Consider the following 25,960-nt stretch of genomic DNA (forward strand, 5'->3'; position numbering starts at 1 on the left):
GTCGTCGATCTACGCCGATCTACGCCGATACCCGCGCCGCCTTCAATCCGCCGACAAACGCCGCGATCCGCTCGCACGCGTCGATCAGTTGCGCTTCATCGACCACGAAACCGAGCCGCACGAAGCCATTCGCGGTATCGCCGAACGCGCTCGCGTCGAGCAGCGACACGCCTTTCGCGCGAAACAGTTGCCACGTGAAATCGACCGTATCGAGGCCGGTGCCGCTCACGTCGACCATCATGAACATGCCCGCTTCGGGCAGCAGACAGCGCAAACCCGGCACGCGATGCAGGCGCTCGAACACCACGTCGCGGCGACGCCGATAGATCTCGCGCATTTCAGCGGCGATGTGCGCCTTATGCTGCAACGCCGTCAACGCGGCCTCCTGGATAAAGCCCGGCAAACCATAGAGCATGGCGAGCGCGAGCCGCCCCCAATGCTCGATCAACTCTGTCGGGCCAATCGCCCAACCGACGCGCCAGCCCGCCATGGCATGCGATTTCGACAGACTGCCGAGCGTCACCGTGCGCTCCGCCATGCCGGGCAACGCCCCGATGCTCACATGCTCGCGTTCGAACGTGAGCTCTGCATACACCTCGTCGGACAGCACCCACAGATCATGCTCGCAAGCGAGCCGTGCGATGCGTTCCAGATCGACACGCGGCATCACCACGCCGGTGGGATTGCACGGCGTCGCAAAGAAAATGGCCCGGGTGCGCGGCGTGATCGCCGCTTCGAGCACGTCGCAGTCGATATGAAAGGCGCGCGCGGCGTCGACCGGCACGGCCACCAGCGTGGCGCCCGCCGCGCGCACGCAGGCCTCGTAAGTCAGATACATCGGCTCGGGGACGATCACTTCGTCGCCGGCTTGCAGCAGGCACAGCGACGCGGCGAATACGCCATTCTGCGCGCCGGCGGTCAGGATCACGTTGGCCGCGCGGGTGGCGCAGCCGGTCATGCGCGTGTGCTCTTCGGCGATCGCCACACGCACGGGTTCGCGGCCGGACACCGCGCTGTAGTGTGTGTCGCCGCCGCGCAATGCCTCGACCGCGCGCTCGACAATTGGCGCGGGCGTCGCGAAATCGGGGTCGCCCACGCTCAGCACGATGACATCTTCGCCGCTGGCCAGCGCCTGTTGCGCGGCGCGATGAATTTCCCACGCCGACGTGCGTCTGCCCTGCAGGCGCTCCACCAGATTCGAGTACTTCATTGCGTTCACCCCGTTTTTACTGGACCCGCCAATGTAATGGGGCAAACACTAAACGTCCAGATACGAAAAAGCGCCACGCGAACGGACAGTTCGCGTGGCGCTTCTTTTGACTTTTGACATCGGTTCAGCGCAGCCTTTTCGCGGCAAGCATGCGCCGCCTGGTGACGACGCCGGCAGCGACGCCGACGCTCACATCTGCCGACGCAATTCCGCCGGCGGCACCTTCATCAGATGCCGGTACTTCGCCACCGTACGACGCGCCACCAGCACGCCCTGATCGGCGAGCATCTTCGCAAGCGAGACGTCCGACAGCGGATCGCGCGCGTTTTCCGCTGCGATCATTTCCTTGAGCAGCGCCCGCACCGCGGCAGCCGAACAGGTTCCACCGCTTTCCGTGCCCAACTCGCGCGGGAAGAAATGCTTGAATTCGAAAATGCCGCGCGGCGTGGCCATATATTTGTTGCCCGTGGCCCGCGAAATCGTGGACTCGTGCAGACCGAGTTCGTCGGCCACATCGCGCAGCACCATCGGCTTGAGCGCGATTTCACCATACTGGAAGAACGCTTTCTGATGCGCGACGATGCATTCGGCCACGCGCTGAATCGTGTCAAAGCGCTGCTGCGCGTTACGGATCAGCCAGCGCGCTTCCTGCAACTGCTGCGCGAGCGGCGAACGGCTGGCGCCGGCCGACTGCGCGAACAGTTCCGCATACATGCGGTGAATGCGGGCACGCGGCTGCACCGCCGGATTGATCGCCACCGCCCACTTGTTGCGCACCTGACGCACGATCACGTCCGGCACCACGTAGTTGTCTTCGGTACGGCCGTAGCAGTTGCCCGGCTTCGGGTCGAGCTTGCGCACCAGCGCGCAGGCCACGCGCAATTCATCCGCGCTGCAGCCGATCTGCTTCTGCAATTCGGCCTGCTCGCGCCGCGCGAGACGTTCCAGATGATGATCGACGATCTGTCGTGCGACATCACGTCCCGGCGTGTCGGCCGGCAACGCATTCACCTGCAGCGACAGACACTCCGACAGCGAACGCGCGCCCAAACCCGGACGGTCGAGCGATTGCACGAGACGCAGCGCCACCAGCAATTCGTCTTCAGTCAGTTCCGGTTCGAGATCGACGCTGTCGGCGAGATCCGCGAGGTCCTGACGCAGATAGCCGTCGTCGTCGAGCGCTTCGATAATGAAACGGGCCACCGCGCGATCGCGATCGTCGAGGCGATACAGGCGCAGCGAATCGTGCAGTTGCTCGCGCAACGTAGGTTGCGAACGCGCCCATTCGGCGGGATCGCTGCTGTCGGAATCGCCGTTCTGACGCGACGAGCTACGGCTGCCGTAGTCGCCCGAGAACTCGCCGCCGAAGTCGCCCGGCATGTCGTCCTGGCCCGAGCTTTCCATCGAGTCGCCGCTGGCTGCTTCGGCGGGCATGGCCTCGGGTTCGGCGCTCGCGACGGTATCGGTCGAGGGCAACGCGCCGGCGTCTTCGCCCGACGAGGTGGTTGCCAGCGCAACGTCTTCCGTTTCCGACGAGTCGTACTCGAGGAACGGGTTGGTGTCGAGCGCCGTGCGCAACTCCTGTTGAAACTCGAGAGACGACAACTGCAACAGACGCACCGATTGCTGAAGACGCGGCGTGAGTGCGAGAGACTGCCTTGTGCGAAGTTCGATGGAAGGCATTGTAGTGAGGTCCCGTTAGTAGCCGAAAGATGGTTCGTGACCTCAATAGAGCAACTGTCGTACCAGCTCGCGCAACACACTGTTTTTTATATGGTTTGCGTTTTCAGGCCCGCCAATTGCGCAGGAGCCGCGCGGCCTTTTTTACAAACACCCGGCAAATTCCGGACCCCGTCGGCGCAAGCCGCCTGGCGCCGCGTCGCGCCGCTATTCCCCGCTATTCCTCAGGCGAAATGTCCGCCCCGTAACGGCTTGGCGGGTTCGTGGGACGACTCGACCCTCAGCCGGGCACACCCCTTGCGGATGAGCACTATGTGGACGGACGCGGGTTTTTGCAGCGGCAGTCAGCGCGGCAACGCAGCACGGCAGCAACGCCGCGAAGCGCAGCAAGCACCCTCGTCCGGTGTCGATAACGGGCCGTGACGGAACCGTAGCGGCAACGACCCCACGCGAGTCATCAGCGGCTTCGGCCGCGATCGTTCGCAGGCAACAAGACCGCCATTTTCATCAACACCCGAAGGAGAAACCATGAAGACGATCCAATTTCTCAAGGCAGCAGGTAGCATTGCTTGTGTCGCATTCGCACTGAACGCTACGGCGCAAACGAGCGCTTCGGCGCCGTCGGCCGCGTCGGAAACCATCGGTCAGCACGTTGACGACGGCTCCATCACCACCAAGGCCAAGGCCGATCTGCTCGCGGCCAAGAACGTCAAGTCGACCCATATCCACGTGAAGACCCGCAAGGGCGTGGTGTGGCTCACGGGTTCGGTGCCTTCGTCCGACGACAAGGCCGCGGCCGGCGAAGTGGTCGAAGCCGTCAAGGGTGTGTCGAGCGTGAAGAACCATCTGAAGATCGCCGCCGAATAAGCTCGGGCAAGCCGACGGGTGGGGCCGGTCAGCACCGGTCCCTTCCCGCGGCGCCTCTGCGGAATACAGCAAAGCCGTTCGCCCTGCGCGAACGGCTTTTTCTTTGCCGCGCCGTTCCTGGAGTTTTTGCCGCTTCTGCCGTGTGTTCGCGCTGCGTGAGGTGCGTCCGGCGCATTCGCCCCGCCTGGCTCCGCCTGGTCCCGCTCGCCCGGAACCCTTGAGCCGCACGCCTTCGACCGGTATGGGATAATCACAAAGTTTGCCCGAAGCGCGGCTCAAAAGGTTGTTCGCACGGGCGCGTGAGGGGCCTTTACTCCCGTGGCCCGCTACCCTTTCCGCGTTACTTTTCAACCACCACCATGCCCGCATACCGTTCCAAAACCTCCACCGCCGGCCGCAACATGGCAGGGGCGCGCTCGCTGTGGCGCGCCACCGGCATGAAAGACGAAGACTTTTCCAAGCCGATCATCGCGGTCGTCAATTCGTTCACGCAGTTCGTGCCCGGCCACGTGCATCTGAAAGACCTGGGCCAGCTCGTCGCGCGCGAAATCGAAGCCGCGGGTGGCGTCGCCAAAGAATTCAACACCATTGCCGTCGACGACGGCATTGCCATGGGCCACGACGGCATGCTGTATTCGCTGCCCAGCCGCGACATCATCGCGGACTCGGTCGAATACATGGTCAATGCGCACTGCGCCGACGCCATGGTCTGCATCTCGAACTGCGACAAGATCACCCCGGGCATGCTGATGGCCGCCATGCGGCTCAACATTCCGGTGATCTTCGTGTCGGGCGGCCCGATGGAAGCCGGCAAGACGCGCCTCGCGAATCCCAAGACCGGCACCATCGAGTTCAAGAAGCTCGACCTGGTGGACGCCATGGTGATCGCCGCCGACCCGAGCTATTCCGACGCCGATGTCGCCGAAGTGGAGCGCTCCGCCTGCCCGACCTGCGGTTCGTGCTCGGGCATGTTCACGGCCAATTCGATGAACTGCCTGACCGAAGCGCTCGGTCTGTCGCTGCCGGGTAACGGCACGGTGGTGGCCACCCACGCGGACCGCGAGCAGTTGTTCAAGCGCGCCGGCCGCCAGGTGGTGGAACTGGCTCGCCAGTATTACGAAGAAGAAAACGCGTCGATCCTGCCGCGCGCGGTGGGCTTCAAGGCGTTCGAAAACGCCATGACGCTGGACATCGCCATGGGCGGTTCGACCAACACGATCCTGCACTTGCTGGCGATTGCCCGCGAAGCGGAGATCGACTTCACGATGACCGACATCGACCGCCTGTCGCGTATCGTGCCGCAGTTGTGCAAGGTGGCGCCGAACACCAACAAGTACCACATCGAAGACGTGCATCGCGCGGGCGGCATCATGGCGATCCTGGGCGAACTGGACCGCGCCGGCAAGCTGCACACCGACGTGCCTACGGTCCACACCGCCACGCTGAAAGATGCGCTGGACCAGTGGGATATCGTCCGTACGCAAGACGAGGCCGTGCGCACCTTCTACATGGCAGGCCCCGCCGGTGTGCCGACGCAGATCGCGTTCAGCCAGAACACGCGTTGGCCAAGCCTGGATCTGGACCGCGCCGAAGGTTGCATCCGTTCGTACGAACACGCGTTCTCGAAAGAAGGCGGCCTCGGCGTGCTGACCGGCAACATCGCGCTCGACGGTTGCGTCGTGAAGACCGCGGGCGTCGACGAGAGCATTCACGTGTTCGAAGGCACGGCCCATGTGACCGAGTCGCAGGACGAAGCGGTCGAAGATATTCTCAACGACAAGGTCAAGGCCGGCGACGTGGTGATCGTGCGCTACGAAGGCCCCAAGGGCGGCCCCGGCATGCAGGAAATGCTCTACCCGACGAGCTACATCAAGTCGAAGGGTCTGGGCAAAGCCTGCGCGCTGCTGACCGACGGCCGCTTCTCGGGCGGCACCTCGGGCCTGTCGATCGGCCACTGCTCGCCTGAGGCGGCAGCCGGCGGCGCGATCGGCCTGGTGCGTAACGGCGACAAGATCCGCATCGACATTCCGAACCGCACGATCAACGTACTGGTGTCCGATGAGGAACTCGCGCGCCGTCGCGAAGAACAGAACGCGAAGGGCTGGAAGCCTGCGAATCCGCGTCCGCGCAAAGTGTCCGCGGCGCTGAAGGCGTACGCCAAGCTGGTGATGTCGGCCGATAAGGGCGCAGTGCGCGATCTGTCGCTGCTGGACGACTGATCTCGCGGCGGCCCGTGTGCCCGTTCGTATTGAAGCCGCTCTGTGGAGCGGCTTTTTTTATGGGCGCGATGTTCACTGCGACGTTCACAGCGATGCGCAGTGCGATCGCTGTGGCGAGCATCGCGCAGCGCCACGCTTAATGCGAAACGGCCTGGCGCTTTTACAAGCACCAGGCCGCCAACCTACTCAAGCAACGACCTCATGCGGCCACTAACAACGCGGCCGCAGATTCGCCCACTATCAACGCTTCGCCGCCGCATACTGATCGCGCAGATCGCGCACGCGGTCATGGTTCTGCAGCACGCCCTGATACTGCCGTTCGACGATCGCGCGAACGTCCACCGGCAAATCCTTTTCGAGCGCGTCGTGATAGTGCTTCTTCGCGACGTCTTCGCCCTTTTCACAGTCGGCCAGAATGTCGTGGTCGCTGCGGTCCGTGACGGCCGACTTCAGATCGACCCAACCGCGATGCAACGCGCCGCTCATGCTGCCGCCCGTGTCGGGCTTGCCGCCCAACGCCTGCACGGCGTCCTGCAACTCACGCGCGCCACGCGTGCAGTCTTCGGCACGCGATAGAAACATCGTCTTCAACTGCGCGTCGTGCGCGTCATCGGACGCTTTGCGAAAGCCCTTCTCGCCGTCCTTCGACGTTTCGACCAGATCGTTCAGTACGGAAACAACGTTCGTAGCCATGCAATACCTCCAGGGGTTTCGTTGATCGTCGAATCCGTCAGCCGGCAAGTGCGACCCGCCGACGGCCTTCGTAGAGATATCCGCATGACGCGTGCCCGGCAGGCAAAGGTGATAAGGCGAATTCGGCGCGAAAGAGCCTTCTGTGCCGCTGCCATTCTTGCCAAGCCACGTAAATGTTGCGCGCCGCACTCGTCACGCATGCGCTGAGCGCCCTGTTGCACGGCGCTTTCACGAATGGCACGACTGTTGCTCTATATGCTGCGCCCGCACGACGCCGACAAACACAACATACGGCCACTCGTGCGAAGGAATTCAGAACAACAGGCAGGCAAAAACGACAGGGAGTGTCACCATGAAAATCAGGCGCGCGGAATGTCTGGTTGCGGTTGCAATCGTCACCTCAGCGACCGTGATGCAGATTCGCGAACATCTCCTGCAACACGAAACGCCGCCGGCGAGCATGCAAAACATGTCGGCGACTTGCGGCGCGATGCACGAAGGTCTGGTGCCCGCCGGTTGCGAAGCAACCGGCGACAATCGTCAGGTGGATCGTGCGCCGGTGCCGCCGCATGACGCGCCGCGAATCTGGGTGTGAAGGGGGCGTCCCAGCCATCGAGTCAAGCAAGTCAAGCAACGCAAAAACGGCCCGACATCGTCGGGCCGTTTGCTATTCAAGGCGTCCAGAACGAATCAGGACGCCCCTCACGCGCGCTGTATCAAGCGTGTCTTTCCTTGAACTCGTTCAACGGCTCCGGCTGCTTCAGCGGATCGAAGTCCGCCCAGCGTCCCTGCTGCCAGCGGCCGGTCGCGCGCTCGACCGCCGCGCCGCCCGCTTCACGCAGCACGCGCGCGGCGTCGAACTGATTGTCCGGCGATACATGAACCGCGACCAGCACGCCCGAATCGCGGGTTTCCTCGTGAAAAGGTGAGCGATGACCCGGCGTCCCGCCGCCCCGCGTACGCATCATCGCGCCGGCGAGCGAGCCGATATAAGCGCCAACACCGGCCGCGATCAGCGACACGATAATCGGCGCCGAAAACGCCGCAAAAATACCGACGCCCACCACCGCGCCCGCTACCGCACCGATCGTGACGCCGAGACCGGCGCCCTTCGGCGCGTCCTTCGCATTCGCGTCGGTGCCGGTATCGCCGCCAATCGGATAACGCGCATGCTGGCCGCGCGGATTGACGAAAAACAGCGTGACGTCTTCTTCGACGAAACCTGCGTTGAAGAGCTTCTGCGCCGCGTCTTCTGCGGTCGGAAAAGTCGTGAAACGTGCTGCGACGATGAGTGACATAAGGCCTCCTTGCATCGTTGATTGACGTTCGCGAACTGCGCGATCATGCATTGCTGCGCTGCAAGACGTTCAAGCAGGCACACACCAAACACACAGCGAGCACACGACCGCATTGGCACTACGCCGTGGCGCCGCGATCCGGTTCCATGCCTTCCACTCTGAACAGTCCGCTATGCAACACTACGCCTTCGCCGGCATTCAGGTCGAGCGCTTCCGCGCAGACCGAACGGATGCGATGGCGGCCTTTGTCGAACGCGGACATCAACGCGGATTCGAGCGCGGATTCGGCGCCGAAATGATCTTCCAGCGCTTCGGCGGTGATCGCGCACGACACGACTTCGCCGTCCACGCGCGCCATGAAGCGCACCACCAGATTCGCGCCGTCGAAGGCCGGTTTGTCGTCGGGAAAAGTGATCTGCATCAGTGAGTCCTCATAGGCCGGACGCGGCAGGATCGCGTTCATGACGAACCCTTCAAGGCGCCGGCGAGTTGCTGCGCCATCGCGAGATGATGTTTGATGGTCGGCAACGCATGCGCGGCAGCGGCCTTCAGTTGCGAGTCGGTGCCGCTCTGCGCTTCCTGCTGGAACAGGTCGACCGCGCGCTGATGCGCTTCCAGTCCGATCTGCTCGACGTACGCCTGATCGAACGCGTTGCCCTTCAGCGTTTGAAGTTTGCCGACCAGTGCGGCATCCGCGGACGGCGTCGTCGTGAAGCCCTTCTTCGCGACCAGCGCCGCCATGCCATGCGAGAGTTTCGTGTGATCGACGATCATCTGCTGCGCGAATTTCTTCACGTGCGGATCGCTGGCGTTCTTCAGCGCGATCTTGCTGGCGGCGATTTCGGTGGCGTCGGCTTGTGACGCGTCCTGCACGAACTGCTGGTCGGCCGGCGAGAGTTGCGTGCCGCTAACCGGCGCATCGCTGGCCGGGGCGTCGCTGGCTTGCGCGTACACCGCGCCGATCGACGCCACGCCCAGCCCCAGCGCGGTCGTCATCACTTGTAGGGAATACCGGAGTTTCATGCATTTTCTCCCTGTCGACGGGTTCACCGACGCACTGCGTTGCCACACGACGCCGCCGGGTTTGTGGTCCGGCGCGCCGCGTTCATCGCTCGCGCTTATGCCGCCTTGCGCCTGGATAGTTGCGCAATCAGCGTTTTGTTGAATGCGGGCAGATCGTCGGGTTTGCGGCTCGTAATCAGGTTGCCGTCCTCGACGACCTCCTGATCGACCCACGTCCCGCCCGCATTGCGAATATCGTCCTGCAAGCTCGGCCAGCTCGTCACCGTGCGGCCCTTGATGATCCCGGCCGACACCGGCAGCCATGTGCCGTGGCAGATCACCGCGATCGGCTTCTTCGCGCTGTCGGCGGCTTTGACGAAGGCCTGAGCCTGCGGCAGCAGACGGATCGCGTCGCCGTTCACCACGCCGCCAGGCAGCACCACGGCGTCGTAGTCGGACGCGGTGACTTTGTCGAAGGTGATATCGACGTCGACCGTGTCGCCCTTGTCGACATGTTTGAAGCCCTGGATCTTGCCGGGCTTCGACGAAATAACGTGTACGGTGGCGCCCGCATCGGCGAGCGCGCGTTTCGGCTCGATCAGTTCCGCCTGCTCGAAACCGTCCATGGCGAGGACCGCGATCTTGCAGCCATTCAGCGTGTTGCTCATTCGTGCTCTCCATCTTTAGATGAGTGCTGGGACCGGGCGCGTCACGCGGCGAGGTCCCTTCGTTGTGGGGATAGCAGCAAAAGGTGTGCCTATGTCGGTACGCCTATGCCACCGTCGCGCATCAAAGTCCGTGCGGATCGTCGTCGAGACCGTCGTCGTCGCGGGCTAAAGGGTAGATCGGGTCGATCGGGTCGATCACGCGGTCCGGTTCGATATCGCGGTCCGGCGTGAGCGTCGAGTCGCCGTCGGCTGCGGCGCGCTCGCCCGTGCCCGCGCGATCCGTATCGCTACCGAGTTCGCTGTCGCCGGTTTCGAGCGCGTGGTTGTCCAGTTCCGAATCGACGTCGAACGCATGGCGTTTCGCGCCGGCAATGTCGCTGCCGCTGTCGGACGAATCGCTCGGACCGAGCGCGCCGGTCGTGCCCGCCGTTTGTTTGACCACCTGTTGCGGCTCTTCATCGGGGTTTAGCGTGCTGCTCATGGCTGGCTCCTTCGTGTATTGAGGTCGGTAGTAGAGCTGGCGCAAGGACCGTTCCGCCCGTGTTTGCGCAGTGCGCTGCAGCATGCGCCGGGCACTGCCTTTGCTTGATGCGCAGGCATCGGCGACGTAGTGCCCCATCGGCGCCCCATGCTTGAAACTTCTACCTGCGACCATGACCGACACGTCCATTCCGAACCCGCGCCGCGCGGAACGTCCCGGCGACAGCGCAGCTCAAAGCGCGACGCCAGCCGCGCCGCCGGCCATGCCGCCAGGTCTGCGCCACGCCGACGACACCAAACCCGGCTACACCCGCAAGCGCGATAGCGATAAGAACGGCTTCACCTACTTCGACGCGGCGGGCAAGCTCATCGACGACGAAGACGAGATCAAACGCATCAACGCACTCGCGATTCCACCGGCTTATGAAGACGTGTGGATCTGCCCCGACAGGCGCGGCCACATCCAGGCCACCGGCCGTGACGCGCGAGGCCGCAAGCAATACCGCTATCACCCGCGCTGGCGCGAAACACGCGATGCCGACAAATACGAGCGCATGGCCGAGTTCGGCCGCGCGCTGCCGAAGATCCGCGCCCGCGTGGCGCGCGATCTGAAGCTGCCGGGCATGCCGTGCGACAAGGTGATCGCCGCGATCGTGCAGTTGCTGGATACGACGCTGATCCGCATCGGCAGTGTTGAATACGCGCGCGATAACCAGTCGTACGGTTTGACGACGCTGCGCAAGAAGCACATGAAAATCGAAGCCGGGCAATTACGTTTCAGGTTTCGCGGCAAGAGCGGCATCGAGCACGACGTCACGGTAAACAATCCGCGCATCAAGCGGATCGTGCGGCGCTGCGCGGAACTGCCGGGTCACGACCTGTTCCAGTATCTCGACGACGACGGCTCGCGCCACACGGTCGGCTCGGCCGATATCAACGACTACCTGCGCAGTGCGAGCGGTGCGGATTTCACCGCCAAGGACTATCGGACGTGGGCCGGCAGTGTCTATGCGCTGGCCGCGTTGCGGCGCTTGATCTGCGGCAGCGCGGCGGAAGCGCGCCACCATCTGGTGGCGACCGTCAAGGACGTGGCGGCGTTATTGCGCAATACGCCCGCGGTGTGCCGGCGTTGCTACATTCATCCGGCGGTGATCGGCGCGTTTGAAGCCGATGAGTTGCAAACGCTACCGCCGGGTCAGACGCGCCGGGGCTTGCGGGTGGATGAAGTCGCGTTTGCCGCGTTGCTCGCGCATGCGGAGAAACGCGCGGCCAGTTTGGCACGTCAGGCCGGCGCGAAGGGACGCAAGACGCGCGAGGCGGCGGTAGCGGAGAGCGTCGACGATACGTTGACGAGTTTGCTGAAGAAATCGCGTGTGGTGCGCAAGGCGAGACGCCAGGGAACGCCGGTTGCTGCAGCTTGCGTACATCCAACCTGTAGAGGAGTCACATCATGCTCAACCAGTCACAGACGCAAGCCGGCATGAGCCAGGGCCAGGGCGCCCGCATCGTCGGCAAAGGCAGCGCAACCGCGGAAGGTCCCGGTCCGGACGTGATGGCCGCGGCCACCCTCGACGGCAACAAGGTGCTCAGCAGCGACGGCGAAGACATCGGCAAAATCAAGGACATCATGCTTGACGTCGGCTCGGGCCGGGTGGCGTACGCGGTGCTGTCGAGCGGCGGTTTTCTCGGTATCGGCGACAAGCTGATGGCCATTCCCTGGCACGCGCTGACGCTCGATACCGAGCAGAAGTGCTTCATGCTGAACATGACCGCCGAGCGCGTCAAGAACGCGCCGGGATTCGACAAGGATCATTGGCCGGCCATGGCGGACCAGACCTGGGCCACCTCCGTGCATCAGTACTACGGCAGCGAACCGTATTGGGGCCGCGGTGCATACGACACACGCGACGACCTGGGCGTCGGCGATATCCCGGCGGGATCGTCGGACGCGCCCGAAGCGGGCGGGTTGAAGCTCTAAGGCCGCGCCAGCAAACTCTGGCGTAACGCGTCCGGCTTCACGCTGCTCTTCAACCGGTCGGCATGCATTCCCCGCATGCCGACCTTAACCGGATGCTCATGCACGAAACACTGTGGTTTCTTATCGTCGGCGCCGTGCTGGTTTTCATGGGCGTGGCGGCGACGACACTGCGGCGGCTGCCCGTCAGCGCCGCGATGTTTTATCTGCTGATCGGCTACCTGCTCGGGCCGCCCGGCTTCGATCTGTTGCGCCTCGATATGGTCGCCGACGCGCATGTGCTGCGTGTCGTCACCGAAATCGCGCTGCTTGTTTCGCTGTTCGCCATCGGTCTGCGCCTGCGGCTCGGCGTATTCGACAAACTCTGGACCGTGCCGCTACGGCTCGGCTTCGTCGCGATGCTGGCGACCATTCCGCTGCTGACGCTATTCGGCGTGTACGTTCTGCAATTAACCTGGGGGCCGGCCTTGCTGCTCGCCGCGATTCTCGCGCCGACCGATCCCGTGCTCGCGCACGACGTGCAAGTCCACAATCCCGGCGATCACGACCTCTTGCGCTTCGCGCTCTCCGGCGAAGGCGGTTTGAACGACGGCATTGCCCTGCCCTTCGCGGCGCTCGGCCTCGCGCTCTGCGCCACGCCGGCCGGTCACGCGGCCAGCTTGCTGAACCTCGCCCTCGTCGGCGGCATGGTGTGGGGCGTGGCGGGCGCGATCCTGATCGGCGGCGGGCTCGGTTGGGTCACCACGCATGCGGTCGCCTGGCTGCGCACGCGTCACGCGCAGGCGCTAGGGCTGGAAGGCTTTTTCGCACTGGGGCTGATCGTGTTGTCGTTCGGCGCCGCGCAACTCGCGAATACGTACGGGTTCCTGGCCGTGTTCGCCGCGGGCGTCGCGATGCGCCGCGTCGAACATCGCGCGAGCGGCGGCGTCTCGCCACGCCAAGCGATCGGCACGGTCGATTCCGAAGACGTCGAAGCCACCGCCGCGCATCCCGACAAAGCGCACGCGTATATGACGGAGTCGGTGCTCGGTTTCACGATCGAACTCGAACGCATTGCCGAAGTGGCCGTCATGGCGATGGTCGGCAACGTGCTCGCCAACCTGCCGGGCCAACTCTTCACATGGCAGACGGTTGCGCTGTGCGCCGCGCTGTTCGTGATCGTACGGCCGGCTGCTGTCGAACTCTCACTGCTCGGCTCGAGCGCGACGCCTACGCAACGGCGGCTGATGAGCTGGTTCGGCATTCGCGGCATCGGCTCGTTTTACTACCTCGCATATGCGCTCGAAAACGGCGCCCCCGCCGACGTCACGCGACTCGTGCCGCTGACGCTCGCGGTGATTGCCGCCTCTGTCGTCATTCATGGTGTATCGGCTACGCCGTTGATGAACTGGTATCACCGCTTGCGCAGCCGCGAAACCTGATCAGCGCAGCACGCTGGCCACCGAAACGAACATGCACCGGCCGCCATGCAAACGGCATGCATAGCGGCCGGTAAAGCCTCTGCCGATTACACGCGGCATTTCAAACAAATGACTGAAACATTCGCGCTCGATTCGAATACCGATGCGTCATGCATTTTTTGAAAATAATTAGCGCCAATAGACATTGGAGGAAAGCGAAAAACCCAAAATCGAGTCTAGTCGCTTTAAGCATTGTTAACTAAGATAGCCGCTAACTCATTGCTGAGAGCGCGACGACATCGATGCGAAAGTACCGGGTCAATTTTGCCGTTCCAGGCGAATGCCACGTATAAATGACGCAATGTGGCTCGCGTTACTCGCCCAGGGTTTGGCTTCGGCCGGCAGCACGTGAGCCGATGTCCGCGCGGCCTGAGCGCGCGGCGTCGCACGTCGTGCGGCTCGCGTTGCGGTTTGGATTATTCGCGCTGGTTACCGTTTCAATCTGGCTGCATGGCGGCGCCGCAAACGCCGCGACGGATACCAGCACCGCGATAGCGCCAGGCGCGTTTGCGTCCCAGACCTCATCCTCCGCGAATGTCCCAGCCGCAACCCCGCGCCAGCCTTCGTTCGCGCTGTATTACGGCAAGAACCCGCCCGTCGAGCTGCTGTCCGCCTACGATGCCGCCGTAGTCGAACCCGACAGCGGTTTCAACCCGCTGGCTCACGCGCTGCCGCACACCACCTGGTTCGCTTACGCGAGCGTCGGCGAAGTGCTCCCTTCGCGCAGCTACTACGCGGCGCTGCCTAAAGCCTGGCTCGCGGGCCACAACGAAGCCTGGGCCTCGCGCGTGGTCGATCAAAGTCAGCCGGGCTGGCCCGCGTGGTATGTGGAACAGGTCATTACGCCGCTCTGGGATAAAGGCTATCGCGGCTTTTTTCTCGACACGCTGGATTCATGGCAATTAGTCGCCAAAACGGATGCCGATCGCGCCGCTCAACAGGCCGGATTGGTGGCAGTCATTCGCGCCATCAAACAGCGCTATCCCAATGCGAAACTGATCCTGAATCGCGGCTTCGAAATTCTGCCGCAAATTCACGATCTCGCTTATGCGGTCGCATTCGAGTCTTTATATCGCGGCTGGAATCAGGCGCAGCAGCGCTATACCGAAGTCCCGCAAGCCGATCGAGACTGGCTGCTGGGCGAGGCGAAGACGATCCGCGAGCAATACCATCTGCCGGTGATTTCGATCGACTATTGCGCGCCCTCCGATCGCGTCTGCGCGCAGAACGCCGTCAGCCAAATCCGCGCGCAAGGCGTCGTGCCGTACGTGACCGACGGCGGGCTTGTCACCGTGGGCGCGGGCGCGGTCGAACCGCTGCGGCGTCGCATTCTCGTGATCCAGGACCCACCGGCGCGCACCGATCTGAACGTGTCGCCGGGTGTGCGTTTTCTGGCCATGCCGCTGAACTATCTGGGCTACCGGATCGATTACGCCGACGCGCGCGAGCCGTTGCCGCCAGGCGATCTGCGCGACCGCTACGCCGGTATCGTGCTGTGGATGAACAACGACGTGCCGCGCGCCACCGACTATCGCGCGTGGCTGTCGGCGCAAATCGATGCGGGCTTGCCGATCGCGGTGTTCACGTCGTTCGGCGCACAACTCGATCCGGCGCTCGCGCAAAAGCTCGACTTGCAGGTCGTGCCGGGCCAGCCGTCGAACGGCAAACTCGAGGTCGAATCGTTCGATCCGAAGCTGATGGGTTTCGAAATGAAGCCGCGCCCGGACCCGCACGATTACACCGCCGTGCGCGTCGGCCCGCATAGCCGCTCATTGCTGCGGCTGCGCTCGGGCAACTTCGTGATCGACGGCGCGGCGCTCACGCCGTGGGGCGGCTACGCGATGCGGCCGTTCGGCGTGTTCGATCTGGGCGCGGTCAATCAGGCGCGCTGGGTCACGCAGCCCATCGCCTTTCTGCAAGCGGCGCTGCGCTTGCCCGCCGACATGCCGGTGCCCGACACCACCACGGAGAACGGCCGCCGTCTGCTGATGTCGCATATCGACGGCGACGGTTTCGCGTCACGCGCGGAATTCAGCGACCACGGTATGCCGAACACCGACGCGTCGCCGCAATATTCCGGCGACGTGCTATTCCGGCTGTTGCGCGACTCGGGCATGCCGACCACCGTCTCGCTGATCGAAGGCGAAGTCAGCGACGACGGGCCGTATAAGGCCTTCGCCGCGCATTTGCGCCTGCTCGGCCGGCGCATCTTCGAACTGCCTAACGTGGAAGTCGCGACCCACACTTACACGCATCCGTTGCAATGGATGCGCGTCACCGGACTCGGCATTTCCAACGACAAGGACGTGCCGACCGAAGGCGGCAGCCAGACCAACAGCACCGGCCTGTCGATCGACATTCCCGGCTACCGCTTCAACATCGACCGCGAGATCGGCGGGTCGATCAGCTATATCGACAAACAGATCACGCCGCTCACCAAGCCGGTACGCATGGTGCTGTGGAGCGGCGACTGCCAGGTGCCCGCGCCGGTGCTGAAGGCCGCGTATGACGCCGGCGTGCTGAACATGAACGGCGGCGACACGCTGATCACGAAAAGCTATCCGAGCTGGACTGCGATCGCGCCGCTCGGCGTGATGAAAGACGGCTACTTCCAGGTGTTCGCGCCGAACCAGAACGAAGAGTTGTACACCGACCTGTGGCATGGACCGTACTACGGTTTCACCCGCGTGCTCGAAACCTTCGCGATGACCGACCAGCCGATCCGTTTCAAGCCGATGGACATTTACTACCACATGTTCTCCGGCACCAAGTTCGCGTCCGTGCAGGCGCTGCAGCAGATTTTCGACACCGTGTTGCGGCAACCGGTGAATCCGGTGTTCTCCTCTGACTACGCCCGCAAGGTGCTGGATTTTCTCGACATGAGCATTGCCCGCGACGGCGCGCGCTGGGTGGTGCGCGACGCCGGTCAACTGCGCACCGTGCGGCTGCCGCCCGGCCGGGTGCCGGACATGGCGAGCGCGACCGGCGTGGCCGGCTATCTGCCCGGTCCGGGCGGCACCTATGTCCATCTCACCGGCGGTGAGGCGAGCTTCACGGTAATCGATGCGGCCAGCGCGCCGCGCGTGCCGTATCTCGCCGACGCGAACGGCCGCATCGACCATTTCGAACGCACGTCGGGCGGCTTCTCGTTCGATCTGCGCTCGCGGATCGCGCCGCAATGGCGCCTCGCGAATGCGGGCGCCTGCCGCGTGAGCCGCCGACCTCTTTCCAACGACGCCCATCAATTGCATGTCGACGTCGCCTGCGACACCTGAACGGCAACGGCTGTTTTCGCCGGCCGTCATCCTCGTGCTCGGCGCGCTCACCGCGCTGATGCTGGTGCTCGCCTATCCGCGCGACAAGCTGGAAGCACGGCTACTGCGCGGCGCCAACGCGGACGGCTTGACGATCGCGTATCTGGAAGCGTGGCTGCGGATCGATCCCGACAATCCCGACGTGCTGTCCGAACTCACCCGCGAGTATCTGAAGGGACAGCGGATTGCGGAGGCGTCGCGCGTGCTCGACCGCTTGCAGCAGTCGCACGATCCGGCCGCGCGGCAAGGCGCGCTGGCGATTCGCGTGTCGATCGCGCAGCAGCGGCTGTACCTGCTGAAGACCGACGATCCCGCGCGGGCGGCGCGACTGCGCGAACTCGACGCGTTGCTGCACGAGGCCGCCGCGTACACGTGGGACAACGAGCAGCTTGCGTTGCTGGCGCGTCAGGCGCGCGGATTGAACGACAGCGATCTTGCGGCGCGTTATTACCGTCAGTTGATCCAGCGCGATCCCGCGCATGCGAGCGGCTGGCTGGTCGACCTCGCGCAAACCGAACTCGGCAACGGCCGCTATGCAGCGGCGGCGAATGCGTGGTTCGAGGCGCAACGGCATGCCGACGATCGGGACCAGCGGCGCGCGCGTTTCATCGCGGGCGTGAAGGCGCTGCAGGCAGGCAACGATCCGCTCGCGGCGATTCAGGCGGCGAACGCGCATCTCGGCGATCTCGCCGACGATCCCGATACGTTGCGCTATCTCGCCAATCTGGCGCTCGCGGCTGGCCGGCCTGATCTGGCCGAGCAGTATGTGAAGCGGCTGCTCAAGATATCGGCGGTGATGCCGCGCGAGATGCGCTCAGTGCGGCCCGCAGCGCTTGCCGATCGTGCGCCTGCTGACTATCGCAATGCTCAGGGCGTCTGGTTACGCGCCGCGTGGTATCGGCCCGCGCGTGTGGTTCGTGCTGACGCGCCGAACAACCACCACGGCGGCTTCCTTAAAGTCGCCGCCAGTGCGGCGCCCGCAACCGGCGCGCCACCCCCCGCAACCGTGCCCACGAGCGCCGCCGAATCCGACAACGAACTCGCCTACCGCGTGTTCCTCGCCAATGGCGACGTCGCCAACGCGCAGCGCATTGCTCAGGCCGCGCTCGACAAAGACCCGCAATCCGCGCTGTGGCGCGGCCGTCTCGCGCAGGTCGCGGAATGGAATCATCAACCGCAGGTGGCGCTGCGTAACTACCTCGCGCAGGCGCAGGCCAATGGCGACGCCAACGCCTGGCAGCAGGTCGCGCGCCTCGCGCCCGGCCTGAACGACAACGCCGCCGTGCTGGCCGTCACCTTGCATCAGTCGGAGCAGCAACCGGACAATCTGAAGCTGATCGACGCCGTGGTGTTCTCGTACGAACAACTCGCCGACCCGGACAGCGCGCTGCGCTTTCTGCAAGCGCGCATGCACGGCGCGCAGCGTCGCGCGGTGATGGAGCGTTACGCGCTGATCGCCGAGCGCAAAGGCGACGACGATCTCGCGCTGCGCACCTGGCGCGACCTCGAACGCGAGTTCGGCCCGAACAGCGCCTATGGCCTGAAAATCGCCACGCTGCTCTACACGCGCACCCAGTTCGACGCCGCGCTCGCCGCGATGAACGAAGCCAAGCCCGCCGCGCCGAACACCGATGGCGACTTCTGGCGCTTCTACGCGCTGCTCGCCAACACGGTTCAGCATCCGCACGAGGCGAACCAGGGCTATCGCGCGCTGATTGCCGGCGGCAAGGCCGACGCCGACGACTACGAAGCGATGACCGGTTTCTACAACGATTCGCCGCTCGACGCCGGCCGCCTCGCCGAATACGCGTACCGCCATGGCGGGCCGCCGCGCGCGCTCTCGCAAGCGCTGTATAACTATCAGCGCGCGCGGGCCTGGGGCCGGATTCGCGTATTGCTTGCATCCCTCTCGCCCGAGGAACGCGGCGCCGCCGAACAGTCCGCCACCTTCCTGCTGGCGCGCGCCGAATACGAACGGCAAACCGGCTCGGTGGAAGACGCCGAGCGCGACATCAAACGCGCCGCGCGCCTCGCGCCCGACAACGTCGAAGCGCGCGCCGCGTATCTGTGGATGCTGACCGACCGCGGCACCGACGCCGAGCTGCGCAATGCCATGCGCAACGAGGCCGGCGACGCCGAAAACGACCCGCAACTGTGGGCGCCCTACGCCGCGGCGTCGATGCGTCTCGGCGACGGCCGCGCGGCGCTGCACTATCTGCACAAGCAGTCGGCGCAGGCCGCGCAGAGTCCGCTGTGGCGGCTGACCTATGCGGACGCGCTGGAGCTGAACAGTCGCATCGACGAAGCCTGGCAATTGCGCCGCAGCGTGTGGCTCGAACTCGCGCGGCGCCGTCGCGATCCGGCGCAGGCCAACGCGCTGCCCGCCGCCGAGCAGGACGATTTGCGCGGCCGCTATGTCGCGCTGACCACGCTGTTCGACAACGGCGACCGCTCGCGCGCCGTGCTGATCGAGATGCTGCGCGCGGACCAGGCGAGTCAGGCTGACGCGCAGTCGACGCAGACCTCCGAACTCGGCGACATCGGCCTGCTGCCGCCCGCGCAACAGGACGCGATCCGCAAAGAGCGGCGCGTTTATACGGCTATCGCGCGCGAGGCGGCAATTTCGTGGGCCCAGGTGCAGGACGCGTCCGACATGGAACGCGCGTGGCTGGAAAAGCAATACATTCAACGCAGCACGCGGCCGGTGTACGCCGAGGCGCAACTGGCGATCAACGAGGGCGACGTCAACGAACTGTCGCGGCTGCTCGACACCCTGCCCGATCTGATTCCCCGGCAAAACAGGGTCGATGCGCAAACGCTGACCGGCCGCAACGCCGATGCGCAAACCACCGCGTTCGAGTCGCTCACGAGCCTGCCCAACGACAGCGTGATGCACGGCCAGTTGCACGACCGGCTGCTCAGCAACGCGCAGGCGGTCTCGCCGTCGGTGCGTTACAGCGACCAGGGGCCGTTGCGCTTCAGCGAGGAATCGGTCACGGGCGGCGTGCGGTTGACGCCGTCGCAGGCGCTGCAATTGCGCTACCGGCAACGCGACCAGAGCACTGACGCCGGGTCGCTGCCCAACGCGCCGAATCACGACCGCTTGCTCGAAGGCGTCTACTCGCACAAGGGGCAATACGACGAAGAACACGTGATCGTCGGCCGCCGCGAAGCGTTGAAGGATTTCGTGACCGCGCGCGTGGAAGGCACCTACGCGGTGAACCCGAAACTCACGCTCACCTATGCCGCCGGCTACAACCAGTCCGCCACCGAAACCACGCAACTGACCGTGGCCGGCGTGAAAGACATGGCGTCGGTCGGCTTCAACTACCGGCTCGATTCGCACTGGTTCGGCGGCGGCCGTTACGAGTACGACCGTTTTCACGGCCAGGACCGCTCGTCGCTCGGCGACGGCCATCTCGTCGAATTGAACGCCGGCTACAAGATCAAGGCCGACTATCCCGACTACACGATCCGCGCGGTGTTCTCGCACGGCCAGTACAGCGCCAACGGCACACCGGGCGCGGCGCTGCAGAACCTGCTGCCGGCCGGCACTCCGTTCAACGCGCAGGCCTTCATGCCGCAAACCTTCACGCAGGGCGGCCTGCTGTTTTCTTTCGGCGACGACCTGCCGGAGAACTACTCGAAAGGCTGGCGGCCGATGTTCTCCGCCGGTCCGTTGCGCGACTCGCGCGCGGGCTGGTCGGGCCAGGTGATGGCCGGCCTCGTGGGCAGCCTGTTCGGCGGCGATCAGGTGCTGATCTACGGCTTGTATCAGGGGGCGTCGTCGAATCACTCGACCTCGGTGAAGGAAATCGGCGCGCGGTATCAGTGGCTGTACTAGAAGACGTCGGCAAGCCGCGGCTTGCCTCGCAAATCAAGCCTGTCTGACTGGAGAGCAAGATGGACCAAGCAAAACAAGCTCAAACGAAGCGGCCCCGTGTGCGCGCCGCGATGCTGTCGATCGTGCTCGGCGCCGCAGTCGGCGCGGCCCTTGGCGGTTGCTCGGTGATCGACCGGAGCACCGCGCCGGCGTTCTCGAAGAGCGATACGTGGGTGATCCTGCCGATCGCCAACAACACCGAGACGCCGCAAGCCGGACAGCGAGCCGCATCGATCGCGCAAAGCCTGTTGAGCGCGTATGGCTACGCCAATCTGACGCGCTATCCGACTAGCGCCGACGACGAAACGCTGTTCGATCCGGCCAAGCCCGACGCCCAGCAGAACGCGCTGAACTGGGCCCGTCAGCAGAATGCGCACTATGCGCTGAGCGGCGCGGTCAACGAGTGGCGCTACAAGGTCGGCGTGGATGGCGAGCCGGCCGTCGGCATCACGCTCGACGTGCTCGACGTGCAAAGCGGCAAGGTCGTCTGGACCAGCACCGGCAGCCGCACTGGCTGGAGCCGCGACGCGGTGTCGGGCGTGGCGCAGAAGCTCGAGCGCGAGTTGCTGAGCCCGCTGGCGCGCTGACGCTGAGCCGGGATCATGCCGATACGTCCGGTGCCATCTCAACGTTCGCAGCGTTCACGCGGAACGTGCGGGCCAGGCGCTCACGCCAGCGGTCTTTCAACCGAAATCAGGAAGCCCTCGCCATGAACACGCGTGCTCCGGATCAATTCGCGCCGCGCTCCCGCTTCAAGCGTCGCCAGGCGCAAAGCATCGGCGCGGGCTCGTGGTGGGCGCGGCTGGTCGCGCCGCCGCGCGGCTCGGCGCGTCGCCGCGCCGTCACCACGCTCGAATCGGTCCTCGCGACGCTGCTCGCGATCGGCCTGTGCTGGCTGTTCCGGCCGCTCAACCCGTTGCTGATTCACGTCGGCTTCGTGTGGATCTGGAGCGTGCCGATCGTGCTGGCGTTGCGCTACGGGTCGATTGCCGGGACGTTCTCCGGGCTGATTCTGCTCGGCGCCTGGTACGTGCTGTATCCGGGCGCGGACCCGTCGTCGCTCGGTTCGATCGCGCATGCGCTGGGCGAGCCGCAAATGGAACCGCAGCCGTTTCCGGTCGGCTTCTTCTTCGGCGGCTTTGCGTTCACGCTGCTGTGCGGACAATTCGGCGACGTGTGGATCACGCGGCTCGGCCAGGCGCGCATGGCGAACGACTACCTCGCCGAGCGACTGTCGATCCTCACGCGCAATCAGTTTCTGCTGCGGCTTTCGCATGAACGCCTCGAACAGGATCTGCTCGGCCGTCCCGCCACGTTGCGCGATTCGCTGGCGCGTATGCGCGCGGTGACGCTGACCCAGGAGCCCGGTAACGCGCAACGCGGCGTGGTGGATCTGCGTGGCGCGCAACAGTTTCTCGATACCGCGGCGCAGGCTTGCCAATTGGAAGGCGCGCGTCTTTACGCGTGGCGCGACGGCCATCCGCATCACGAAGCCGCCGCATGGATCGGCACCACCTTCGAGCTCGACGCGGACGATCCCCTGGTGCGCGAAGCACTCGAAGTCCGCACGCTGGTGCATATCGAGTCGGCGACCCAGCAAAAGGCCGCGCAAAGCCGCTATATCGCGTGCGTGCCGTTGATCGACGCGCTGAAGCAACCGGTCGGCCTGCTGGTGATCGAGCGCATGCCGTTTCTCGCGTTGACGCGCGACAACCTGCAATTCCTGCTGGTGCTGTGCAACTACTACGCGGACGGCGTGCAGCATGCCGACGTCACGCGCGACCTGCTGCAGGTGTTTCCCGATTGTCCCTACGATTTCGCGCTCGATTACGCGCGGCTCGTGCATCTGTATCGCGATACGCGGGTGCGCTCGTCGCTGGTCGCGCTGGTGTTCGACGAGCGCACGGCCAGCACCACCTGGTACGACCACGTGCTGCGCACGCGGCGCGCGCTGGACGTGCAATGGGCGCGCAACAACGGGCCGCTGCGCGCGATTCTGACGCTGATGCCGCTGTCTGGCGAAGGCTCGATCGATGGTTATCTGCTGCGGATCGAAGACAATCTGCGCGCGCAATACGGCGTCGATTTCGAATCGGCCCGGATTGCCGTGCACGCGATGCTGATCGCCGACGCGGATCCGGTGAATGAATTGCGGCGTTTGCTGGAGCGTTGCGATGCACGAGCCTGACGCGGATTCGGTGCGGGCAGCCTCCGAGTCGGCCTATGTGTCGCCCCGTGGCTCCGCTTCGGCTTCACGCTCCGGCGTGTTGTCCGCAGCGCTGGCTTTGCTCGCCGGACTCACGGGCGTCGCGTTGCAACTCGCGGTTTTCCTGATCGCCACCCACGGCGCGCCGGACACCTCCGCGCAATGGCTCGGCGGCCTCCCCGACGACGCACCGGCCAGCGACGCCGCGCGTCTGAACACGCACACGCTGCTGCTCTGCCTGCTGATGCAGGCGCTGGCCGCCCTGCTGATCTCGCTCGGCATCGCCCGCGCGCTGCCGCCGCGTTACCGCGCGCCGCGCACAGGCGTGCTCGCCGCGCTGTGGTTCCTGAACTTCGCGCTGCCGATCGGCGGGGTGGCCTGCACGCTCGGTGCGCTGGCCATCGCGCGAATCCTGCCGCGTCCGCCTGAACGCTTGCCGGTCACGCAGATCGACGAGCCCGAATTCGCCGCCAATCTGATCGGCAACGTGTCGTATGGCCGTGGCGCGCGTCTCAAGGCGGAGTTGCAGAACGCCGACGCCGGCACCGCGTTTCGCATGACCGCCCTGCTGGCCATGCAATCGATGCCCGCGCGCACCGTTTCTCCGTTGCTGCAAGGCATGCTGGCCGACCCGCTCGACGACATCCGCCTGCTGGCGTACGGGATTCTCGACAATCGCGAGAAAGCCCTCACGCAGCGGATTCTGGTGGAACGCCCCAAGCTCGACCGCAAGCTGCATCCGGAGCTGAACGACACCGACCGGCGACGCGCCAACAAGACCCTCGCCGAGTTGTACAGCGAGCTGATCTACGAGCATCTGGTGACTGGCGACGTCTATCGCAACGCCGCCGATCAGGCCGACGGTTTCGCCATCGCGGCGCTCGACGCCGATCCCGACGACGCCTCGCTCTGGCGTCTGCGCGGCCGCCTCGCGCTCGACCGCCGCGAACTCGACAACGCCGACACGATGCTGCAACGCGCTATCGACTGCGGTTTTCCGCGCGAACGGATGCTGCCGTATCTCGCCGAAGCCGCCTATTTGCGGCGCGATTTCTCGCGCGTGCGCCGTTTGCTGCGCGAGATGGACAGCCACGCGGGCGGCTCGACGCTGCACGCGGTGCTGGCGTTCTGGCAAGGGCGTGAAGCGCGTGCAGCGAGTACAGCGACTAACGCTGCCGACCCGCGCGATTCGCGTGGCCCGCGCGCGGCCGACGCCGACGCCAACGCACCCGACGCATCCAGCTTGTCTAACGCTTCCGACTCATCGGCTCGCGGCGCCATGCGCCGTGCCATGCCCGACCCCCTGTCCGCGCCGGACGCACCGCCGAGACGCCCAACATGAACACTCCCAAAGCCGCCACCGCTACCGTCGCACACGCTGCGCAAACCCCGCACACTCCGCACGCCGCGGCCAAACTCCCGCGCGCGGCCTCAGCCGATATCGCGCTGCTGCTCGAAGGCACGTTCCCTTATGTGAGCGGCGGCGTCTCCAGTTGGGTCAATCAGATCATCCGCGCGTTCCCGGAGTACACGTTCGCGCTGTGCTTTCTCGGCAGCCGTCCACAGGACTATCCGAAGATGTCGTATGCGTTGCCCGATAACGTCGTGCATCTGGAGAATCACTATCTGTACGACTTCGCGCCGCCGCCGATGATCCGCCACCAGGCCGGCGACCCTGCCGCCTTCATGCAGGCCGGCCAGATGCACGAGAAACTGCGCAACCCTGCCATGCGCCAGGCGGCCGGCCGGATGCTCAGGGACATGCTCGACGATCTGCGTCCCGGCGGCGCGCTCGGCGAAGAAGCGTTTCTGTATTCGAAGGAATCGTGGACCTACCTGACCGATCAATACCGGCAGTTCTGCACCGACCCGTCGTTCGTCGATTATTTCTGGACCGTGCGAATCATGCACAAGCCGCTGTGGCAGTTGGCCCGCATTGCCGAGGGACTGCCAAAGGCGAAGATGTTCCATACCGTCTCGACCGGCTACGCGGGTTTTCTGGGCGCTTTGCTGCGCTACCGGCATGGCCGTCCGCTGCTGGTGTCCGAACACGGCATCTACACGAAGGAACGCAAGATCGATCTGTTCCAGAGCCAATGGATTCGCGACAACCGCAGCATTTTCGAACGCGACGTGTCGCAGATCGGCTATTTCCGCGATCTGTGGGTGCGTTTCTTCGAAACGCTGGGCCACGTTTGCTACGACGCTGCCGAGGACATCATCGCGTTGTACGAGGGTAACCGTCGACGTCAGATCGTTGACGGCGCACCCGAGTACAAGACCGCCAATATTCCCAACGGCGTGAACCTGCCGCGGCTCGCGCCGCTGCGCGCGCAACGCGGCGCGCAGATACCGAAGACGCTGTGCCTGATCGGCCGCGTGGTGCCGATCAAGGACATCAAGACCTTCATTCGCGCGATGCTGACCGTGGTGCGCCAGATGCCGGAGGCCGAAGCCTGGATCGCCGGCCCCGAAGACGAGGACGAGTCGTACGCGAACGAATGCCGCGCGTTGGTCGAGAGTCTCGGTTTGCAGGACAAGGTCAAGTTTCTCGGCTTCCAGAAGATCGACGAGTTGCTGCCGAAATGCGGCGTGCTCGTGCTGAGTTCGATTTCCGAAGCGCTGCCGCTCGTGGTGCTCGAAGGGTTTGCGGCGGGCGTGCCCTCGGTGACGACCGATGTCGGCTCGTGTCGCCAGTTGATTTATGGACTCGACGGCGAGGACGCGGCGCTCGGTGCGGCGGGCCGCGTGGTGCAGATCGCCGATCCGCGCGCGCTCGCCGAAGCGGCGCTCGACCTGCTCGACGAACGCAACTGGCACGCGGCGCAAAAAGCGGGCATTGCACGGGTCGAGCGGTTTTATACGCAGGACCAGATGGTGCGCTCGTATCGCGAGTTGTACGCGCGGCTTACCGCGCTAGCGAATCTGGAGCCGACGCCGCAGCAGGCGCTGTCGTCCTGAAGCGGCGCTCAGACGACGCGGATGCCGCACTGAGCCACTCCCCA

Annotated in this window: 20 protein-coding genes; 12 read left to right on the forward strand and 8 right to left on the reverse strand. The window is 64.8% G+C overall.

Annotation, left to right across the window (positions count from 1 at the left end; genetic code table 11):
- Positions 1–19 precede the first annotated feature (19 nt).
- A complete protein-coding gene (locus FA94_RS28920; RefSeq protein WP_035557813.1) occupies positions 20–1,210 on the reverse strand; it encodes a pyridoxal phosphate-dependent aminotransferase in 1,191 nt (396 codons plus the stop codon).
- Between the two features lie 189 nt (positions 1,211–1,399).
- Positions 1,400–2,893: an RNA polymerase factor sigma-54 gene (locus FA94_RS28925; RefSeq protein ID WP_035557816.1), complete on the reverse strand. Its 1,494-nt coding sequence runs from the start codon at positions 2,891–2,893 to the stop codon at positions 1,400–1,402.
- A 525-nt stretch (positions 2,894–3,418) separates the two neighbouring features.
- Between FA94_RS28925 and FA94_RS28930 the strand changes: the two genes are divergently transcribed.
- Together FA94_RS28930 and ilvD are read left to right on the forward strand one after the other, a co-directional pair.
- Positions 3,419–3,757, forward strand: a complete 339-nt coding sequence (locus FA94_RS28930; protein ID WP_035557819.1) for a BON domain-containing protein — start codon at positions 3,419–3,421, stop codon at positions 3,755–3,757.
- A 359-nt stretch (positions 3,758–4,116) separates the two neighbouring features.
- Positions 4,117–5,976: a dihydroxy-acid dehydratase gene (gene ilvD, locus FA94_RS28935; RefSeq protein WP_035557822.1), complete on the forward strand. Its 1,860-nt coding sequence runs from the start codon at positions 4,117–4,119 to the stop codon at positions 5,974–5,976.
- Positions 5,977–6,216: 240 nt separating this feature from the next.
- Here ilvD and FA94_RS28940 read toward each other — a convergent pair whose 3' ends face one another.
- Complete coding sequence (locus tag FA94_RS28940) at positions 6,217–6,669, reverse strand: ferritin-like domain-containing protein (RefSeq protein WP_035557824.1); 453 nt, start codon at positions 6,667–6,669, stop codon at positions 6,217–6,219.
- 352 nt (positions 6,670–7,021) lie between these two features.
- Here FA94_RS28940 and FA94_RS28945 point away from each other — a divergent pair, with 352 nt between their 5' ends.
- Positions 7,022–7,264, forward strand: coding sequence for a hypothetical protein (locus FA94_RS28945; RefSeq protein ID WP_035557826.1), 243 nt, complete (start codon positions 7,022–7,024; stop codon positions 7,262–7,264).
- Positions 7,265–7,385: 121 nt separating this feature from the next.
- Here the strand turns inward: FA94_RS28945 and FA94_RS28950 are convergent, their stop codons facing one another.
- The 5 genes from FA94_RS28950 to FA94_RS28970 form a co-directional block, all read right to left on the reverse strand.
- The gene (locus FA94_RS28950; RefSeq protein WP_035557828.1) at positions 7,386–7,967 is read right to left on the reverse strand and encodes a membrane protein; all 582 of its coding nucleotides are present in this window, start codon (positions 7,965–7,967) and stop codon (positions 7,386–7,388) included.
- Between the two features lie 118 nt (positions 7,968–8,085).
- Positions 8,086–8,430 carry a DUF1488 family protein gene (locus tag FA94_RS28955; protein ID WP_035557831.1) on the reverse strand — a complete coding sequence of 115 codons (345 nt, stop codon included), beginning with the start codon at positions 8,428–8,430 and terminating at the stop codon, positions 8,086–8,088.
- Positions 8,427–8,990 carry a DUF4142 domain-containing protein gene (locus FA94_RS28960; protein ID WP_035557834.1) on the reverse strand — a complete coding sequence of 188 codons (564 nt, stop codon included), beginning with the start codon at positions 8,988–8,990 and terminating at the stop codon, positions 8,427–8,429. Before FA94_RS28960 ends, FA94_RS28955 begins: the two co-directional genes overlap by 4 nt.
- A 95-nt stretch (positions 8,991–9,085) precedes the next feature.
- The gene (locus FA94_RS28965; protein ID WP_035557837.1) at positions 9,086–9,637 is read right to left on the reverse strand and encodes a type 1 glutamine amidotransferase domain-containing protein; all 552 of its coding nucleotides are present in this window, start codon (positions 9,635–9,637) and stop codon (positions 9,086–9,088) included.
- Between the two features lie 121 nt (positions 9,638–9,758).
- Positions 9,759–10,118 carry a hypothetical protein gene (locus FA94_RS28970; RefSeq protein WP_035557841.1) on the reverse strand — a complete coding sequence of 120 codons (360 nt, stop codon included), beginning with the start codon at positions 10,116–10,118 and terminating at the stop codon, positions 9,759–9,761.
- 172 nt (positions 10,119–10,290) lie between these two features.
- Between FA94_RS28970 and FA94_RS28975 the strand changes: the two genes are divergently transcribed.
- The 9 genes from FA94_RS28975 (at position 10,291) to pelF (ending at position 25,916) form a co-directional block, all read left to right on the forward strand.
- A complete protein-coding gene (locus tag FA94_RS28975) occupies positions 10,291–11,601 on the forward strand; it encodes a DNA topoisomerase IB-related protein (protein WP_081936200.1) in 1,311 nt (436 codons plus the stop codon).
- Positions 11,568–12,095, forward strand: a complete 528-nt coding sequence (locus FA94_RS28980) for a PRC-barrel domain-containing protein (RefSeq protein WP_051980848.1) — start codon at positions 11,568–11,570, stop codon at positions 12,093–12,095. Before FA94_RS28975 ends, FA94_RS28980 begins: the two co-directional genes overlap by 34 nt.
- Positions 12,096–12,193: 98 nt before the next feature.
- Positions 12,194–13,513: a cation:proton antiporter gene (locus tag FA94_RS28985; protein WP_035563343.1), complete on the forward strand. Its 1,320-nt coding sequence runs from the start codon at positions 12,194–12,196 to the stop codon at positions 13,511–13,513.
- Between the two features lie 395 nt (positions 13,514–13,908).
- On the forward strand, positions 13,909–16,827 hold the full coding sequence (locus FA94_RS28990; protein WP_081936202.1) for a bifunctional glycoside hydrolase/polysaccharide deacetylase family protein: 2,919 nt from the start codon (positions 13,909–13,911) through the stop codon (positions 16,825–16,827).
- Positions 16,802–20,710 (forward strand): tetratricopeptide repeat protein, encoded by a 3,909-nt coding sequence (locus tag FA94_RS28995; protein WP_035557844.1) that lies wholly within the window; start codon positions 16,802–16,804, stop codon positions 20,708–20,710. Before FA94_RS28990 ends, FA94_RS28995 begins: the two co-directional genes overlap by 26 nt.
- 110 nt (positions 20,711–20,820) lie before the next feature.
- Entirely contained in the window at positions 20,821–21,336 is a 516-nt protein-coding gene (locus FA94_RS29000) for an LpoB-related protein (protein ID WP_051981346.1), read from the forward strand.
- A gap of 122 nt (positions 21,337–21,458) precedes the next feature.
- The gene (locus tag FA94_RS29005; protein ID WP_035557848.1) at positions 21,459–22,937 is read left to right on the forward strand and encodes a PelD GGDEF domain-containing protein; all 1,479 of its coding nucleotides are present in this window, start codon (positions 21,459–21,461) and stop codon (positions 22,935–22,937) included.
- A complete protein-coding gene (locus FA94_RS29010; RefSeq protein WP_231585052.1) occupies positions 22,924–24,297 on the forward strand; it encodes a sugar ABC transporter permease in 1,374 nt (457 codons plus the stop codon). The genes FA94_RS29005 and FA94_RS29010 overlap by 14 nt, the downstream gene beginning before the upstream one ends.
- Complete coding sequence (gene pelF / locus FA94_RS29015) at positions 24,294–25,916, forward strand: GT4 family glycosyltransferase PelF (RefSeq protein WP_081936204.1); 1,623 nt, start codon at positions 24,294–24,296, stop codon at positions 25,914–25,916. Before FA94_RS29010 ends, pelF begins: the two co-directional genes overlap by 4 nt.
- The last annotated feature ends 44 nt before the right edge of the window (positions 25,917–25,960 follow it).

Source organism: Burkholderia sp. 9120, assembly GCF_000745015.1.
Taxonomy (GTDB): domain Bacteria; phylum Pseudomonadota; class Gammaproteobacteria; order Burkholderiales; family Burkholderiaceae; genus Paraburkholderia.

Excerpts from the sequence above, each read along its gene's own strand:
- FA94_RS28920 (WP_035557813.1), bottom strand. The coding sequence starts at position 1,210 with ATGAAGTACTCGAATCTGGTGGAGCGCCTGCAGGGCAGACGCACGTCG.
- FA94_RS28925 (WP_035557816.1), bottom strand. The coding sequence starts at position 2,893 with ATGCCTTCCATCGAACTTCGCACAAGGCAGTCTCTCGCACTCACGCCG.
- FA94_RS28930 (WP_035557819.1), top strand. The coding sequence starts at position 3,419 with ATGAAGACGATCCAATTTCTCAAGGCAGCAGGTAGCATTGCTTGTGTC.
- ilvD (WP_035557822.1), top strand. The coding sequence starts at position 4,117 with ATGCCCGCATACCGTTCCAAAACCTCCACCGCCGGCCGCAACATGGCA.
- FA94_RS28940 (WP_035557824.1), bottom strand. The coding sequence starts at position 6,669 with ATGGCTACGAACGTTGTTTCCGTACTGAACGATCTGGTCGAAACGTCG.
- FA94_RS28945 (WP_035557826.1), top strand. The coding sequence starts at position 7,022 with ATGAAAATCAGGCGCGCGGAATGTCTGGTTGCGGTTGCAATCGTCACC.
- FA94_RS28950 (WP_035557828.1), bottom strand. The coding sequence starts at position 7,967 with ATGTCACTCATCGTCGCAGCACGTTTCACGACTTTTCCGACCGCAGAA.
- FA94_RS28955 (WP_035557831.1), bottom strand. The coding sequence starts at position 8,430 with ATGAACGCGATCCTGCCGCGTCCGGCCTATGAGGACTCACTGATGCAG.
- FA94_RS28960 (WP_035557834.1), bottom strand. The coding sequence starts at position 8,990 with ATGAAACTCCGGTATTCCCTACAAGTGATGACGACCGCGCTGGGGCTG.
- FA94_RS28965 (WP_035557837.1), bottom strand. The coding sequence starts at position 9,637 with ATGAGCAACACGCTGAATGGCTGCAAGATCGCGGTCCTCGCCATGGAC.
- FA94_RS28970 (WP_035557841.1), bottom strand. The coding sequence starts at position 10,118 with ATGAGCAGCACGCTAAACCCCGATGAAGAGCCGCAACAGGTGGTCAAA.
- FA94_RS28975 (WP_081936200.1), top strand. The coding sequence starts at position 10,291 with ATGACCGACACGTCCATTCCGAACCCGCGCCGCGCGGAACGTCCCGGC.
- FA94_RS28980 (WP_051980848.1), top strand. The coding sequence starts at position 11,568 with ATGCTCAACCAGTCACAGACGCAAGCCGGCATGAGCCAGGGCCAGGGC.
- FA94_RS28985 (WP_035563343.1), top strand. The coding sequence starts at position 12,194 with ATGCACGAAACACTGTGGTTTCTTATCGTCGGCGCCGTGCTGGTTTTC.
- FA94_RS28990 (WP_081936202.1), top strand. The coding sequence starts at position 13,909 with ATGTCCGCGCGGCCTGAGCGCGCGGCGTCGCACGTCGTGCGGCTCGCG.
- FA94_RS28995 (WP_035557844.1), top strand. The coding sequence starts at position 16,802 with ATGTCGACGTCGCCTGCGACACCTGAACGGCAACGGCTGTTTTCGCCG.
- FA94_RS29000 (WP_051981346.1), top strand. The coding sequence starts at position 20,821 with ATGCTGTCGATCGTGCTCGGCGCCGCAGTCGGCGCGGCCCTTGGCGGT.
- FA94_RS29005 (WP_035557848.1), top strand. The coding sequence starts at position 21,459 with ATGAACACGCGTGCTCCGGATCAATTCGCGCCGCGCTCCCGCTTCAAG.
- FA94_RS29010 (WP_231585052.1), top strand. The coding sequence starts at position 22,924 with ATGCACGAGCCTGACGCGGATTCGGTGCGGGCAGCCTCCGAGTCGGCC.
- pelF (WP_081936204.1), top strand. The coding sequence starts at position 24,294 with ATGAACACTCCCAAAGCCGCCACCGCTACCGTCGCACACGCTGCGCAA.